The organism is Pseudoalteromonas sp. c7(2019) (assembly GCF_011378625.1).
Classification (GTDB): Bacteria; Pseudomonadota; Gammaproteobacteria; order Enterobacterales; family Alteromonadaceae; genus Pseudoalteromonas; species Pseudoalteromonas arctica.
The window spans coordinates 32196-45888 of sequence record NZ_WTKS01000013.1 but is presented as its reverse complement, the minus strand read 5'-3'; the positions used below and the strand labels follow the sequence as shown (position 1 = coordinate 45888).

10 protein-coding genes are annotated in these 13693 nt (G+C 42.0%); 6 read left to right on the top strand and 4 right to left on the bottom strand.

What is annotated here, in order from left to right:
- Nucleotides 1–79: 79 nt before the first annotated feature.
- From GQR38_RS14605 to GQR38_RS14580, 6 genes are all read left to right on the top strand, one after another.
- Nucleotides 80–712, top strand: a complete 633-nt coding sequence (locus GQR38_RS14605) for a PepSY-associated TM helix domain-containing protein (RefSeq protein WP_165722678.1) — start codon at nucleotides 80–82, stop codon at nucleotides 710–712.
- Complete coding sequence (locus tag GQR38_RS14600; RefSeq protein WP_165722677.1) at nucleotides 712–1221, top strand: DUF2271 domain-containing protein; 510 nt, start codon at nucleotides 712–714, stop codon at nucleotides 1219–1221. The genes GQR38_RS14605 and GQR38_RS14600 overlap by 1 nt, the downstream gene beginning before the upstream one ends.
- A gap of 34 nt (nucleotides 1222–1255) precedes the next feature.
- Nucleotides 1256–2101 (top strand): DUF4198 domain-containing protein, encoded by an 846-nt coding sequence (locus GQR38_RS14595; RefSeq protein ID WP_165722675.1) that lies wholly within the window; start codon nucleotides 1256–1258, stop codon nucleotides 2099–2101.
- Between the two features lie 268 nt (nucleotides 2102–2369).
- Nucleotides 2370–4901, top strand: coding sequence for a TonB-dependent receptor (locus GQR38_RS14590; protein WP_165722673.1), 2532 nt, complete (start codon nucleotides 2370–2372; stop codon nucleotides 4899–4901).
- 206 nt (nucleotides 4902–5107) lie between these two features.
- Nucleotides 5108–6001 (top strand): DUF4097 domain-containing protein, encoded by an 894-nt coding sequence (locus tag GQR38_RS14585; RefSeq protein ID WP_165722671.1) that lies wholly within the window; start codon nucleotides 5108–5110, stop codon nucleotides 5999–6001.
- Nucleotides 6002–6435: 434 nt separating this feature from the next.
- Nucleotides 6436–8325, top strand: a complete 1890-nt coding sequence (locus GQR38_RS14580) for a monovalent cation:proton antiporter-2 (CPA2) family protein (RefSeq protein ID WP_165722669.1) — start codon at nucleotides 6436–6438, stop codon at nucleotides 8323–8325.
- A 127-nt stretch (nucleotides 8326–8452) separates the two neighbouring features.
- Here GQR38_RS14580 and GQR38_RS14575 read toward each other — a convergent pair whose 3' ends face one another.
- From GQR38_RS14575 to GQR38_RS14560, 4 genes are all read right to left on the bottom strand, one after another.
- Complete coding sequence (locus GQR38_RS14575) at nucleotides 8453–9061, bottom strand: hypothetical protein (protein ID WP_101162880.1); 609 nt, start codon at nucleotides 9059–9061, stop codon at nucleotides 8453–8455.
- Between the two features lie 331 nt (nucleotides 9062–9392).
- A complete protein-coding gene (locus GQR38_RS14570) occupies nucleotides 9393–10106 on the bottom strand; it encodes a hypothetical protein (RefSeq protein WP_165722667.1) in 714 nt (237 codons plus the stop codon).
- Between the two features lie 139 nt (nucleotides 10107–10245).
- Entirely contained in the window at nucleotides 10246–12036 is a 1791-nt protein-coding gene (locus tag GQR38_RS14565; RefSeq protein WP_165722665.1) for an alkaline phosphatase, read from the bottom strand.
- 11 nt (nucleotides 12037–12047) lie between these two features.
- Nucleotides 12048–13637 (bottom strand): alkaline phosphatase, encoded by a 1590-nt coding sequence (locus tag GQR38_RS14560; protein WP_165722663.1) that lies wholly within the window; start codon nucleotides 13635–13637, stop codon nucleotides 12048–12050.
- Between the last annotated feature and the right edge of the window lie 56 nt (nucleotides 13638–13693).

Here is a 13693-nt window from a genome sequence, read left to right as displayed (position 1 = left end):
TGTAAAGATAAGTAAGTAAATTTGTAATAGCTAATGCAAATCATTATCATGTTGTAAATTTAATTTATTTACTGTTTTTATGTCGTTTATTAACAAGCGGGCTTTGTATAGCACAAGCCGTGCTCTACATATTTATATTTCTACAGCTTTGTTTTTTTTGCTTATTTTATTTTGCGTTAGCGGCATTGTGCTCAACCATATTGATTGGCTTAAAAACGATAAAAATAATGGCCAAGTAACGGCGGTAATTCCAGCTGAGCTAGTTACCAAAGCGAATGAACAGCTAAATACGCTGCCAACGCTTTACCCTGAAATAGAAGCTTACCTAGCCGAGCAATATGCACTTACAAAAGTAAAAAGCATTGAGTGGGAAAAAGAAGACGCGCTTGTCATGCTCGACTACCCACTGCCTGCTGGGTTTGCCTACGCAGAGCTTGATTTTACAACTGGCGAGCTAAATCTTGATTACCAAACAGGTGGCTTTTTAAGCCTTATTGGCGACTTACATAAAGGCCGCCATAGCGGTGAAGTATGGAGTTGGGTAATTGATATATCTGCCGTACTAATGATTTTATTTGCCATCACCGGCATGATTATTTTGTTTCAAAATAGAAAAAAACGCTTAGCAGGAATATGGATAACCTTACTAGGAGTCGTAACTCCACTGGTTATTTATTTATGTTGGGTTCCACAAATAAAAGGAGTGTCTTAATGGTTAAATTTAAATTATTTATAAGCGCCGCATTACTGCTCGTAGCTGCGTTTTTTCAAACAACAGCGCATGCACAAACACCACAGCTAGAGGTTGAATTAACGCTTCCCGACTTAGAAGTACAACCGTATCACCGTCCATACGTTGCAGTTTGGCTTGAAACACCAGAGCGCAAACACGTTACAACGCTTGCACTTTGGGTGCAAAAAGCAGAATGGTTTAAAGACTTACGCCAATGGTGGCGTAAAGCCGGTAAAAGTGACGCCAACTTTGACGGCATTAGCGGCGCAACAAAGCGCGCGGGTACTTACACTATAAATTGGCAAGGTAACGATTTAGACGGTAACCCAGTAAAACCAGGTAAATACTTACTAAATATTGAAGTTGTACGCGAAGAAGGCGGCAGAGATTACACCCGCGTTGAGCTCGATTTAACCAAATCAGGCAAGCTGACAATTGATGGTAAAAACGAGTTTTCACAAAGTTTCGTCACTGTAAGCACTAAGTAACTGCTACTTAATTATTTGAATTTAAGGAAATACAATGAAAATTAATTTATTAAAAACTGCATTAATCGGCGCATTGAGCTTATCTGCTTTAGTGTCAACTTCGGCAAGTGCACACGGACGTTGGTTACTACCTTCGCATACATCTTTATCAGGCGATAAAGCGCATTACGTAATGATTGACGCAAGTATTTCAAACGAAATTTTTGCACCAGACAAAGCCTTTAAACCTAAAGAAAAAGGCGCCGAGTACGACGACACATTATTAATGGCACTTGCGCCTAATGGTGAGCCAGTAAGCGACACCATCCGTGCTTATTACTTAAAACGTAAAAGCTCAGCTGCGGTAAGCTTAACAGAGCAAGGCACTTATCACATTGCAATGACCCAAAAGCCAATGTACATGACCTTCTATAAAAACGAAGAAGGTAAGCGCAAACGCGTATTTGGTAAAAAAACAGAAGCCGAGTTACCTAGCAATGCAAAAGATGTAACTACAACGAAGGTTGTTTCAACAGTAGATACATTTGTAAGCCGTAATGGCACCTCAAAGCCTGCACAGTTAGGTTTAGGCTTAGAGCTTAGCGGTCCAACGCATCCAAACGATTTATTTGTAGGTGAGCAAGCACGTTTTCAATTACTACAAGATGGTAAATCTGCTGGTGAAGGCATTGAAGTAAGCATTTTAAAAGGCGACACACGCTACCGTAACGACCGTGGCGAAGTAAAAGTAACGACCGATAAAGACGGGATGTTTACAATTACATGGAAAGAGCCAGGCCTATACCTAATCGAAACTTCTAACAAGGTTACCGTAAATGAAGAAGGCGTAGATGCAGGACGTTATGCATTATTTACAACGCTTGAAGTTGCCCCTGAATAATTTAAATCACTAAATTTAAAAAATTGAAAGGCCAAGCATTTGCTTGGCCTTTTTACGTCTTACTAACTTTTATCTAAAATTCCCTTGAATTCGCAACCATTCGACACAAGATTGCAACTACAACGATCCAAACGCCTATATCGCGCGTAAACAGTGACCTTATATGTTAACAACTTAGAATATCTTAGATAGTTTTTATCTTTGCACTAGGGTAGTCGCTTCTATATGATGCGCTCCTTTTCGACTAGCAGCTCTTGGGGAACAATTAATGACTTTTAAGCGTTTATCTGCAAATAAACTAGCACTTAGCTTGGCCGTTACCACTGCACTTAGCACACCTTACTCTATGGCCGTTGCCGCAGAGCAAGATAATCAAGCAGAAAAGAATATCGAAGTAATTTCGGTTACCGGTACTCGCAGAAGCTTACGCAGTATTGCCGAAAGTACGGTACCCGTAGATATTATTACCAGCGGTGATATGCAAAGTACGGGTCAGCTAGAAATAAGCCAAATACTAGCAAACCAAGTACCTAGCTTTAACTACCCAAGTGCCACTATGGGTGATGGTACTGACCATGCAAAACCAGCTGTTTTACGTGGATTAGCACCCGATCACACATTAGTACTTATAAACGGTAAACGCCGCCATGCCGGTGCGCTATTAAACTTAGCCGGTGTTGTTGGCCGAGGCTCTACAGCTGTTGATTTGAACATGATTCCAACCTCTGCAATTAAGCGTGTTGAAGTACTACGTGATGGCGCAGCCGCACAGTACGGTTCTGATGCAATTGCTGGGGTAATTAACATTGTACTTAAAGATGCCTCAGAAGGCGGTAGCGTAAGCGTAACGTACGGTAAATACGATACTCAAATGGCTGGTGTATCTCAACTAGAAAGCACCTATGCAGATGCAAACGGCGACTTAGCCTTTAATACCGGTGGCGACAGAGAAGTAAACGACGGTGCAACACGCACTGTTAGCGCAAACTCTGGTTTTGCGTTATCTGATAACGGTTTTGTAAACGTATCCATTGAGTACCGTGATAACGACTCAACTCAGCGCTCAGGTTTTGACCCTCGCGAACAATACAGCCGCCTTGATGATGGCAGCCTAGACCCACGCGAATTTACTATCGATCGTTACAACCACCGCTTTGGTAAAGCAGACCTTGAAGATTACGCGTTGTTTTACAACATGGGTTACGATTTAGATAACGGCTTAAACCTTTATTCATTTGGTAGCTACTCAAAGCGTGAAGGTAATTCAGGTGGTTTTTACCGCCGAGCAAAAGACAGCCGTAACGTTTTAGAAGTGTACCCAGATGGCTTTTTACCGCAAATTGAAACAGACGTACAAGACTACTCATTTGCATTGGGCTTACAAGGCGAAACTAACGACTGGACATGGGATGTAAGTACCAACTACGGCCGCAACGACTTTGGTTTCGGTGTTGTAAATAGCATTAATACATCACTAGGTGCCGACAGCCCAACCGAATTTGACAACGGTGCATTGGTTTACGATCAGTTTTTAGTAAACGCAACAGCCAATACCACTCTCGATTTAGGCTTACCTGATGACGTATTTTTTACCGTAGGTACTGAATATCGCCACGAAAGCTACAAAATAGAAGAAGGCGAAGAAGCGTCTTACATCACCGCACTTGATAGCGATGGTAACCCAATTGCAGCCGGTGGCGCGCAAGTACTTGCTGGTTTTGGACCAGAAAGTGCGACTGACGAAAGCCGTCATAACATCGCTTTATTTGTTGAGTTTGATACCTACTTAACAGAAAAGTGGAACGTCGTTTTAGCGGGTCGTTATGAAGATTACAGCGACTTTGGCGACACATTTACTTCTAAGCTTGCTTCGCGTTACAGCATTACTGAAAACCTATCGCTTCGTGGTGCAATTAGCACAGGTTTCCGTGCGCCATCTTTAGCGCAAAGCTCGTACCGCCAAATATCAACCGTACTTGAAAACAACCAACCATTTGAAGTTGGTTTATTCCCAACCGATTCTGCAGCAGCGCAAGCGCTAGGTGCACAGCCGTTAGATGCTGAAGAGTCAGTAAACGTTACTGCGGGCTTTATTTACACTCAAGACAGCTTTAGCTTAACTGTTGATGCGTACCGTATTGATATTGATGACCGTATTGTATTGTCTGAAAACTTAGAAGGCGATGCAGTTGTTGAAATACTACAAAATGCCGGTGAGCTAAATACCGAAAGCGTACGTTACTTTACCAACGCTATCGACTCACGCACGCAAGGTGTAGATATAGTTGCCACTTATAACCTAGATTTAGACAACTTAGGTGATTTACGTTTAAACGTAGCAGCTAACTTTAACGATACCGAAGTAACACACGTAAACGACAACCCAGCGCAGCTTAACTCACTAGGTGACGACTACGTAGTGTTTGCACGTCGTGAAGTAGGTCGCTTTGAAGAAGGCACGCCAGATAGCAAATGGAACCTATCAGCAGTGTGGAACTTTAACGAATGGCAAACAACGCTTCGTGCCACACGTTATGGTGAAGTCGCTGATATATCAACTACAGCTGATCGCGATGAATACCTAGACCCTAAATGGATCACCGACCTAGAAGTGGCATACCGTCCAGACGAATATTGGAAATTTGCCGTTGGTGCAAACAACTTGTTCGATCAGTACCCACAAGCCACCGTGGATAACATTGGTTACTCTGACTTTGGCCAAATATTCCCGTACACACCGTATGCGCCTTACGGATTAGACGGACGCTTTTTATACGGTAACATTACTTACAGCTTTTAATTAGTTCCCTAATAAAAGCAGAGCAATTATAAAAGGATGCATCGCGCATCCTTTTATATTAATAATTAGTTATTTTAACCACTTATTAGTATTTCAACTTTCATAAAAAACCACCACCCTATATAAAACAACAGCTTACATTTCGGCCTCATTTTTGCTCTATATTGTTTATATAAATACAAACAATAAATACCAAAGGACTAAACATGAGCTCATCAACACAATTAAGCATTGCAAAACCACTTTCACTTATTGGCGGAATTTTATTATTAAGTGGCTGTGTATTTCACATATCGCCAAGCGTTGCCTCAGTAAAGCAAACTCAACAGCTATCACTGCCAAGCAATAATCTTGAATATTTAAATGTGTTAAGCGGCGCAGGTGGCCTTGAAATAAAAGGCTCAAAAACGGCCACCAGCATTAGTGTTGATGCCACTATTTACACAGCCGATATTGAAGATGAGTACGAGCTAACGCTCGAGCAAGACGGTAAACAGGCAAAGCTTGTTGCCCAAAATAAAAGCCGTAATGGTATTAGCTTTTACAGTGGTCAATCTCCAAGTATTAATTTAGTGGTTACTGTACCAAGTAATCTAAATTTAGATATTGATGATGGCTCTGGCGACATTTTAATAAATGCTATGCAAAGCAATATTGATGTAAAAGACGGCTCAGGAGATTTAACTATAAGCGGTGCTAAAAACCTAACTATTAACGATGGCTCAGGTGAAGTAAACCTTGAAAACATCGCAGGTAATTTAGAATTAACAGACGGCTCTGGCAGTATTCATATAAACAACGTAAGCGGCAATGCAACTATTGAAGATGGATCTGGCGAAATGCACGTGAGCAGCATAACTGGTTCGCTAAACGTTGAAGATGGATCGGGTGATTTAGTAATAAGCCATATAAGCGGTGCAGTTAATGTTGATGATAACTCTGGCGACATGATCATTGAGCATATTGGCTCAAGCGTAACAATTGAAGACGGTTCGGGTGATATTCGCGTTAATCATGCAAAGGGGCTGACTATTACTGAGTCGGGCTCGGGCGATGTAAGTATCGATAATATTAGCGGTTCAGTAAAAGTAGCTGACTAGGGCGTGTTGACCTTTGTGGATTGAAATTTGTTCAATCCAAGGAAGATTAAATCGCGGCGCGAGGTTTGCACCTAGTGGGCTCGATAACTGCTCCTGCGTTATTCTACTGGCTTACATCCATGTAAGAATAAGTAAAAACCGAGCAACAAAGAGTTAATCGTCCCTAGAAAGAACCCAAAGGGCAGCGCATGTTTGGTATTTATGCTGCGTTATCGCCTATTCATGGGGAATAACCACACTACATAGGCTCCGCCTTGCCTAAAAACCAAACATACTGCTGCAAATTCACTCACCAATGATCAACACGCCCTAACAGTATGAGCTAAAAATAACGTATTTTCAGCCACATGAATTATTGTATTTTATAAGAACCTAAGTCATTCTATTTATGCTCAAATACCTTGAGCATAAATAGAACGACTTAGGATAAACGCGTGTTAGAAATTGCTTTAATTTATTTAGCAGCAGCCATAGTAGCTGTCCCTATTGCAAAACGAGTCGGACTTGGCTCAGTATTAGGTTATTTAATTGCCGGAATACTCATTGGCCCTTATGCGCTGGGTGTTGTGGGCGATCAAACAGATGTAATGCACTTCGCTGAATTTGGCGTAGTAATGATGCTGTTTTTAGTTGGTCTTGAACTACAACCTTCGCGTTTATGGACATTACGCCACTCTATTTTAGGGCTTGGTGGCTTACAGGTTGTGCTATCGGCAGCAGCTATATTTGCATTTTGTTATTGGTTTTTTGCCATGCATTGGCAAACCGCACTCGCCATTGGTTTAATGCTCGCACTCTCCTCTACCGCTATTGTGCTGCAAAGCCTTGAAGAAAAAGGCTGGCTAAAGCAAGAAGCCGGACAAAACGCTTTTTCGGTATTGCTGTTTCAAGACATCGCCATTATTCCTATTTTAGCCCTATTGCCACTGCTTGCATTTGCCCCGCAAACTAGCACAAAAGAAATCAGCGATTCGATTATTGCGAGCTGGCCTGTATGGCAACAAGTATGTGTATCGGTTGCGGTTATTGCCGCTATTATTGCCGGCGGTAAATATGTATCGGCGCCGTTATTTAGATACATTGCCCAAACGCACATGCGCGAAATATTTACTATTTTTGCACTGTTTTTAGTGGTCGCTATTGCACTGGTTATGCAAAGTATTGGTTTATCGCCTGCTTTGGGGACTTTTTTAGCCGGCGTTGTACTTGCCGAGAGCGAATTTAGACACGAATTAGAAGCCGATATAGAGCCCTTTAAAGGCTTACTTTTAGGATTGTTTTTTATAACTGTTGGCGCATCAATTAACTTTGAACTGCTATTTAACGAGTTTAGTACTGTTATTGCCTTAGTGGTTTTACTTATTGTAGTTAAAGCCTGCATTTTATTTGCCCTTGCCGTTACCTTTAAAATTAACAGTAAACAGCAGTTATTATTTGCCTTAGCCCTTGCCCAAGGGGGTGAGTTTGCATTTGTACTGCTAAGCGTAACCACCACCTTAAGTATTTTAACGCCCGAGCAAACCAGCCTTGTTACCTTAGTTGTGGCGGTATCAATGCTAATAGCGCCGTTATTACTTATGGTTTATGAACAAATACAAAAACGCAGCAGCAGTGCTATGCCTGAGTTTGATAAGCCAGAGCAAATTAGCACCGCTAAGCACGTAATTATTGCGGGCTACGGACGTTTTGGTCAAATTATGGGACGTTTACTGCACGCGCAAGGCTACGAAATTACCGTACTTGATCACAGCCCTAGCCAAATAGAATTACTACGCCGTTTTGGTAATACCGTATTTTATGGCGATGCCGCACGCCAAGAACTCCTTGAAGCCGCAGGCGCGCACACTGCGCAAATGCTGGTAATTGCAATAGACGACCCCGATAAAACCATTGAGATAATTAAGCTCGCGCATAAAAATTACCCGCAGCTTAAAATAGTTGCTCGCGCAATCGACCGCCGCCATGCGTATCAGTTACTTAATTTAAAAGTAGATGCGTTTAACCGCGAAACAGTCGACTCAGCTATTAACCTTGCCGTAGAAGCACTCGAGCTATTAGGTAACACTAAGCAAGATGCAGAACGTGCTGGTAAACTATTTAGAGACCACGACCGCGCTGCAGTACTGCAACTTGCTGCATTATGGGGAGACGACGCCAGCTACGGCGTAGCAGTTCGCCAACGTATGGAAGATTTAAAACAAGTTCTGCAACAAGATAAACAAGCACAAAGCGATTTAAATACCTGCGACAGCGGCGATTGCGAAGACGGCTTAACAGAAGTAGCGAGTAAGCCTAAAAAGCCTGATGATGCTCACCTTGAATAGTTTAGGTAGTTGGGTTTGTAGTGTCTGCGGATAGTGCTAAAACAGCATTAAGTGAACTTAAATAGTGGGTTGCGATATATAAACTCAATCCACTGTTTTAGATTGTTTTAAAGTGCTTATTATAACTCTACTTCAACTTTTCAAGGTACTTAGCAGCAGACCTTGTCACTGTGTATATAGGTGAACTTGTACCAACTTCGCTTATGAGTAGCAGATTTAATTTGACCAATGTATTCAAATCATCGGGTAAAAATTTGGGCTCTTCAATTTTAATAACACCAGGTTCATCAACAAATCCCATTGAAATTTTAGGAACTTCATTATCGTTAGCTCCCCAAGCAACATCAAAGAAATTTATTGAATTCATTTGAATAGAAGATGAGGTGGAAGAAACAATGCTTTTTAATATATGAATAGCTTGATCTGAAACTCCCTGAGTTGGATCTATTTCTTTAGCTATTTCTTTAAAATCATCAATTTGAGAAGCTAGCTGTAATAGCATAGCATCCAGATTAGCTAAACTTTTTTCAAGTTCTGTGTGGTTTTTAGTTAAAAGTTGCTTAATTTTCAAACCCAACAAATGATTGCTTTCTAGGCTCTCGATTAACCTACAGTGCCTACTATCGCTAAGCCATTGAATAAAATCATTATAATCCTCTCCACTACGAGCTCGTCCCTCTGACTTCCATACTGAAACGAGCCCAATAATTGTCGCTAATGAACTAAAAAGCTCCATAGTTACTCCATATTGATATCTAATTTTCTCAATTATCGCATGATTCTTTCATGCAGAAACTTGGCTTGAGTTATAACCACTCTATCAGGGGCGTTTTCTTATTTTCACGTCAAAACGTCCCTATTATATGAACTTCTATTAATATCAAATAGTGTAAATTATTACCAACTATAAATATTATGTGGCTGATGGTGTAGGTTTTATAAAAATAGGAAAGTGTTTGTTATATTACTGAGGTGGGAATGGCTTAAATTAATCTATTTTTGAAAAATTGGCTTGTAGCTCACAGCCGCCTGTCATTCTTTCAGCTATGAACTACAACATTTAAAAACTAGTGGTGATGCCCGCCTTGAATAGCCTCGCCCTGCTGGTTATAAAAGCCAGTTGCGCCGTGCTCAATAAAACCAAGGTTTATCATTTTAGCTAAAAATGGGTCGCCTTCGTTATCGCCAATGTCGGCGTAATCGGTGGTTTGAAAGCGATCCCACTGTGCAAATTGAGCGGTAATTAATGGCTCATTAGTGTTTACATTATTAAGGCTTAGCAATGTACTTGTTTGGCTTTTTTTATTACTAATACTAAATGTTTTAACTAACTTTGAATGCGTAATAAAGGCAAGGTTAAAGTCGTTGCCATTTTCGCTCAGTGTATAGTTTTTTACTTCATCACAGCCTTTTCCTTGTGTGCTTACTAAGGTCATTTTTTCGATTAAGTGGTTATCCACCAGCTGACTTTTAGCACTCCAATTTTGTACACCGCGTACCTCAGATGGTTGGTATTCAATACCGCGTTGCTGGGCATTAAAGTAACGTATTGGGCGTATTTGATTATTGGCTAAGTGCTGCCAAAGCTCGGTTAATACTTCACTTTGATGCGCTACTTGCTGATTGTTTCGCCAAAGGGTAAGTGACTCGCTACTTTGCTGCGCTTTATGGCTGTTGGTAATTTTATAATCCGCTTTTAATTGCTTGGCATCAATATCACATTGCGAGGCAAAGCTACTTGTACTTACAAGCGTGGCAATTATTAATAACGCTTTTTTCATTTAGCTATCTCTTATTTATATTTCAAGTTTATGGCAATAACATAACGATTATAAATGTCAGTTTAATGACAAAAACCCCGCACAGTATGCGGGGTTTTTTATTTAGATATATTTAACTAAATTTATAACTAGCCGGTATTTATTGCGCTAGTTTTTCGTCTGCTGCTTTTACAAAGTCAGCGGCAAAGTCCATTACATGGAATAAAAAGCTTTGCTCGTTTGTGCCTGTTACCAAGTGTGCGCCTGGTCCCATTGCATAAACGCCTACGTCTTCACCGGCATGTGTTTCAGAGCCCATTGGTACCAGTGCTTCTTGATGAAAACCAGGTGTTGTTGTATCAACATCAGTTAAATCAACACGCCCTGTAACAGGTGCAAACGCGTAACCTGCATCGGCATCGGTCTCGCTACCTAGGTTTCTAAAGCCACCACCATTGGTGTACCCAACCGTTGTATAAGGCATATCGTCGGCAGCTAAGCTTGGCTCAGTAGCGCCTACTGCAACCACTTTACCTAAAATTGGGTTACCGCGTTTAGGGTAACCGGCAATGGTAAATACATGGCTGTGATCGGCAGTTACAACTATTAATGTTTCTTCTGGGTTGGTGTTTTCCATCGCCACTTTAACGGCTTTAGCAAGCTCAATAGTGTCGTTTAACGCGTTATAAGCGTTACCCGCATGATGCGCGTGGTCAATTCGACCCGACTCAACGGTTAAGAAAAAACCTTGCTCGTTGTTATCAAGTACGTTTATTGCTTTTTCGGTCATTTGTGAAAGCGAAGGCTCGCCTGCTACATCGTTTGCGCGGTCAGCTTCGTACTGCATGTGGGATTCGTTAAATAAGCCAAACACTTTAGTGGCGTCGTCACTTATTGCATCAAAACCGGTTTGATCCATTACGTAAGTGCCATTTGGATATTGCGTTTTCCACTCTGCGGTTAAGTCGCGGTTATCTGTACGATCCCCTTCAACAGCACTTACTGCATCGGTTGAATTAAACGCGGCATCTTTTGGTAAAAAGTGACGACGACCGCCGCCCATTACTACGTCAATACCGTCTACATCAACACCACTGAAGCGTGCCTCTAGGTTGGCTTCAAAGTTAACCAGTTGCGATGCAATATCTTCACACGTTGCGGCACTTTCTGGCATATCGGAGATATCTTCCCAGTTACGCTCTGCCGATTTAGCATACGTTGCAGCTGGTGTTGCGTGAGTAATACGCGCTGTAGAAATAATACCTGTTGCTTTGCCTGCAATTTCAGCAAGCTCTAACGAGGTAACAAGTTCGTGCCCTTTGCCTGATGCACAATTACCACGTTCAACCGCTTCATCAATACCAATAACGCCCGCATCGGTTTTAACACCCGATGCCATTGCGGTCATAGTGCCTGCCGAATCTGGCGTTTGCGCATCTACGTTGTATGTTTTTACAAAGCCTGAAAAAGGCATAGTTTCAAAGCTTAACTGGTGTTCTTCACCCATTTCGCCCTCTAACTGACCCGCTAAAATACGTGCTGCGGTTATGGTAGAAATACCCATACCATCGCCAACAAATAAAATAACGTTTTTAGCTTTGCCTGATTCAGTAACAATGTTGCTACTGGCTGTTTGTGCTGCACCTAATTTTGTTTGTGCTTCACTAAACCACGTATTGCTAGTGAGCGAGGCTAACTGCTCGCTTGTTAACGACGTTGCAGGTGCATTACACACTAAATTAGTTGAGTTAACTTCGTCGCTATCTAGCACGTCGTTATTATTGGTATCTGCGCCTACTTGCGTCTCTACACCGCCGTTAATACACTGCTCAGAGCCCACTGCAATAGCGTTATCTACTGCGATAATATTGTTTTCATTTTTGTTATCGTCACTCGAGCAACCTGCTAGCGCGACCATTACTGCCAAAGAAAGTACCGTTAATTTGTTCATGTTAGCCGCCATTATTGCTGAGTTAGTTCAAGAGCTTGATTAATTAAATGAAATACAACGTTTTGTTCAATTACGCCCTGTGCTAGCTGAGCACCAGGACCTTTAGCATGTAAAGATATGTCTTCACCCGCGTGTGTTTCTGACCCCATTGGTACGGTTGCTTCTTGGTGAAAACCTGGGGTTGTTGTATCAACGCCATTTAGCTCAACACGCCCTGCTACAGCTGCACTTGTGTAACTTGCATCAGCATCAGTCTCGTCGCCTAGATTTCTAAAGCCTAAACCATTTGCGTAACCGACCGTGGTGTACGGCATATCGTCGGCGGCTAGGCTTGGTGTTGTTGAACCTACTGCAACTACTTGACCTAAAATTGGATTACCACGCTTAGGGTAGCCTGCAATAGTAAATACATGGCTGTGATCGGCGGTTACTAAAATAAGGGTTTCTTCTGGGTTGGTGTTATCTACCGCTGCTTGTACGGCTTTAGCAAACTCAATGGTGTCGTTAAGCGCGTTGTATGCATTACCCGCGTGGTGCGCGTGGTCAATTCGACCCGACTCAACCGTTAAGAAAAATCCGTTATCGTTTTTACCAAGCACTTCAATTGCTTTAGTGGTCATATCGGTAAGTGAAGGCTCGCCCGCTACATCGTTTGCGCGGTCAGCTTCGTACTGCATGTGGGATTCGTTAAATAAACCAAATACTTTAGTGGCGTCATCCGCTATTGCATCAAAGCCTGTTTGATCCATCACGTACGTAGCATCTGGGTATTGTGTTTGCCACTCAGTTACTAGGTTGCGCTCGTCAGTACGGTCGCCTTCTATAGCGCTTACTGCATCTGTTGAGTTAGCCGTTTCGTCTTTTGGTAAAAAGTGACGACGACCGCCACCCATTACAAAATCAAGGCCGTCTACGTCGGTACCTACAAATCGTGCTTCTAGGTTTTTTTCAAAGTTAACCAGTTGCGATGCAATGTCTTCACAGCCACCCGTTACGGCATCTTCTGGCATATCTGATACGTCTTCCCAGTTACGGTCAGCCGATTTAGCATATGTGGCAGCAGGAGTTGCATGAGTAATACGTGCTGTAGAAATAATACCGGTAGATAGCCCTTTAATTTCAGCCAATTCAGTTGCGGTAATTAGCTCGTTACCTGCCACTGTTGAACACACGCCGCGTTCAATATCTTCGTCTACACCAATAACGCCCACATCGGTTTTTACACCCGAAATAATAGCCGTCATCGTGCCGGCTGAGTCGGGAGTTTGAGCATCTACGTTATACGTTTTAACTTGTGCAGAGTACGGGAACTCTTCAAAACTTAAATAACCTTCTTCGCCAGATTGATTATTACGCTGCCCTTGTAAAATGCGCGCGGCGGTAAGTGTAGAAATACCCATGCCATCGCCAACAAATAAAATGACGTTTTTAGCTTTAGTGGCTTGTGTAGCCTGCGCTTGTGCTGTTTTTGTTGTTAGTTTAGTTTGCGCAGCGCTATACCAGCTGCTGTCTTTTTGGCTTTGCGGTAGTACATCAGCATGGCTAACTGCGCTAAACGCAAATGTTAGCGCGATTGCCGCAGCGACTTTTTTAATTTTCATCCGTAATTCCCATTGTTTAGTGGTTATTTTTTGAAATGTGTAAACACAAAAAAGAT

Bases quoted from the DNA above. Each gene is read 5' to 3' on its own strand.
- GQR38_RS14600 (WP_165722677.1), top strand. From the start codon at position 712: ATGGTTAAATTTAAATTATTTATAAGCGCCGCATTACTGCTCGTAGCT.
- GQR38_RS14590 (WP_165722673.1), top strand. From the start codon at position 2,370: ATGACTTTTAAGCGTTTATCTGCAAATAAACTAGCACTTAGCTTGGCC.
- GQR38_RS14595 (WP_165722675.1), top strand. From the start codon at position 1,256: ATGAAAATTAATTTATTAAAAACTGCATTAATCGGCGCATTGAGCTTA.
- GQR38_RS14585 (WP_165722671.1), top strand. From the start codon at position 5,108: ATGAGCTCATCAACACAATTAAGCATTGCAAAACCACTTTCACTTATT.
- GQR38_RS14565 (WP_165722665.1), bottom strand. From the start codon at position 12,036: ATGAACAAATTAACGGTACTTTCTTTGGCAGTAATGGTCGCGCTAGCA.
- GQR38_RS14570 (WP_165722667.1), bottom strand. From the start codon at position 10,106: ATGAAAAAAGCGTTATTAATAATTGCCACGCTTGTAAGTACAAGTAGC.
- GQR38_RS14560 (WP_165722663.1), bottom strand. From the start codon at position 13,637: ATGAAAATTAAAAAAGTCGCTGCGGCAATCGCGCTAACATTTGCGTTT.
- GQR38_RS14575 (WP_101162880.1), bottom strand. From the start codon at position 9,061: ATGGAGCTTTTTAGTTCATTAGCGACAATTATTGGGCTCGTTTCAGTA.
- GQR38_RS14605 (WP_165722678.1), top strand. From the start codon at position 80: ATGTCGTTTATTAACAAGCGGGCTTTGTATAGCACAAGCCGTGCTCTA.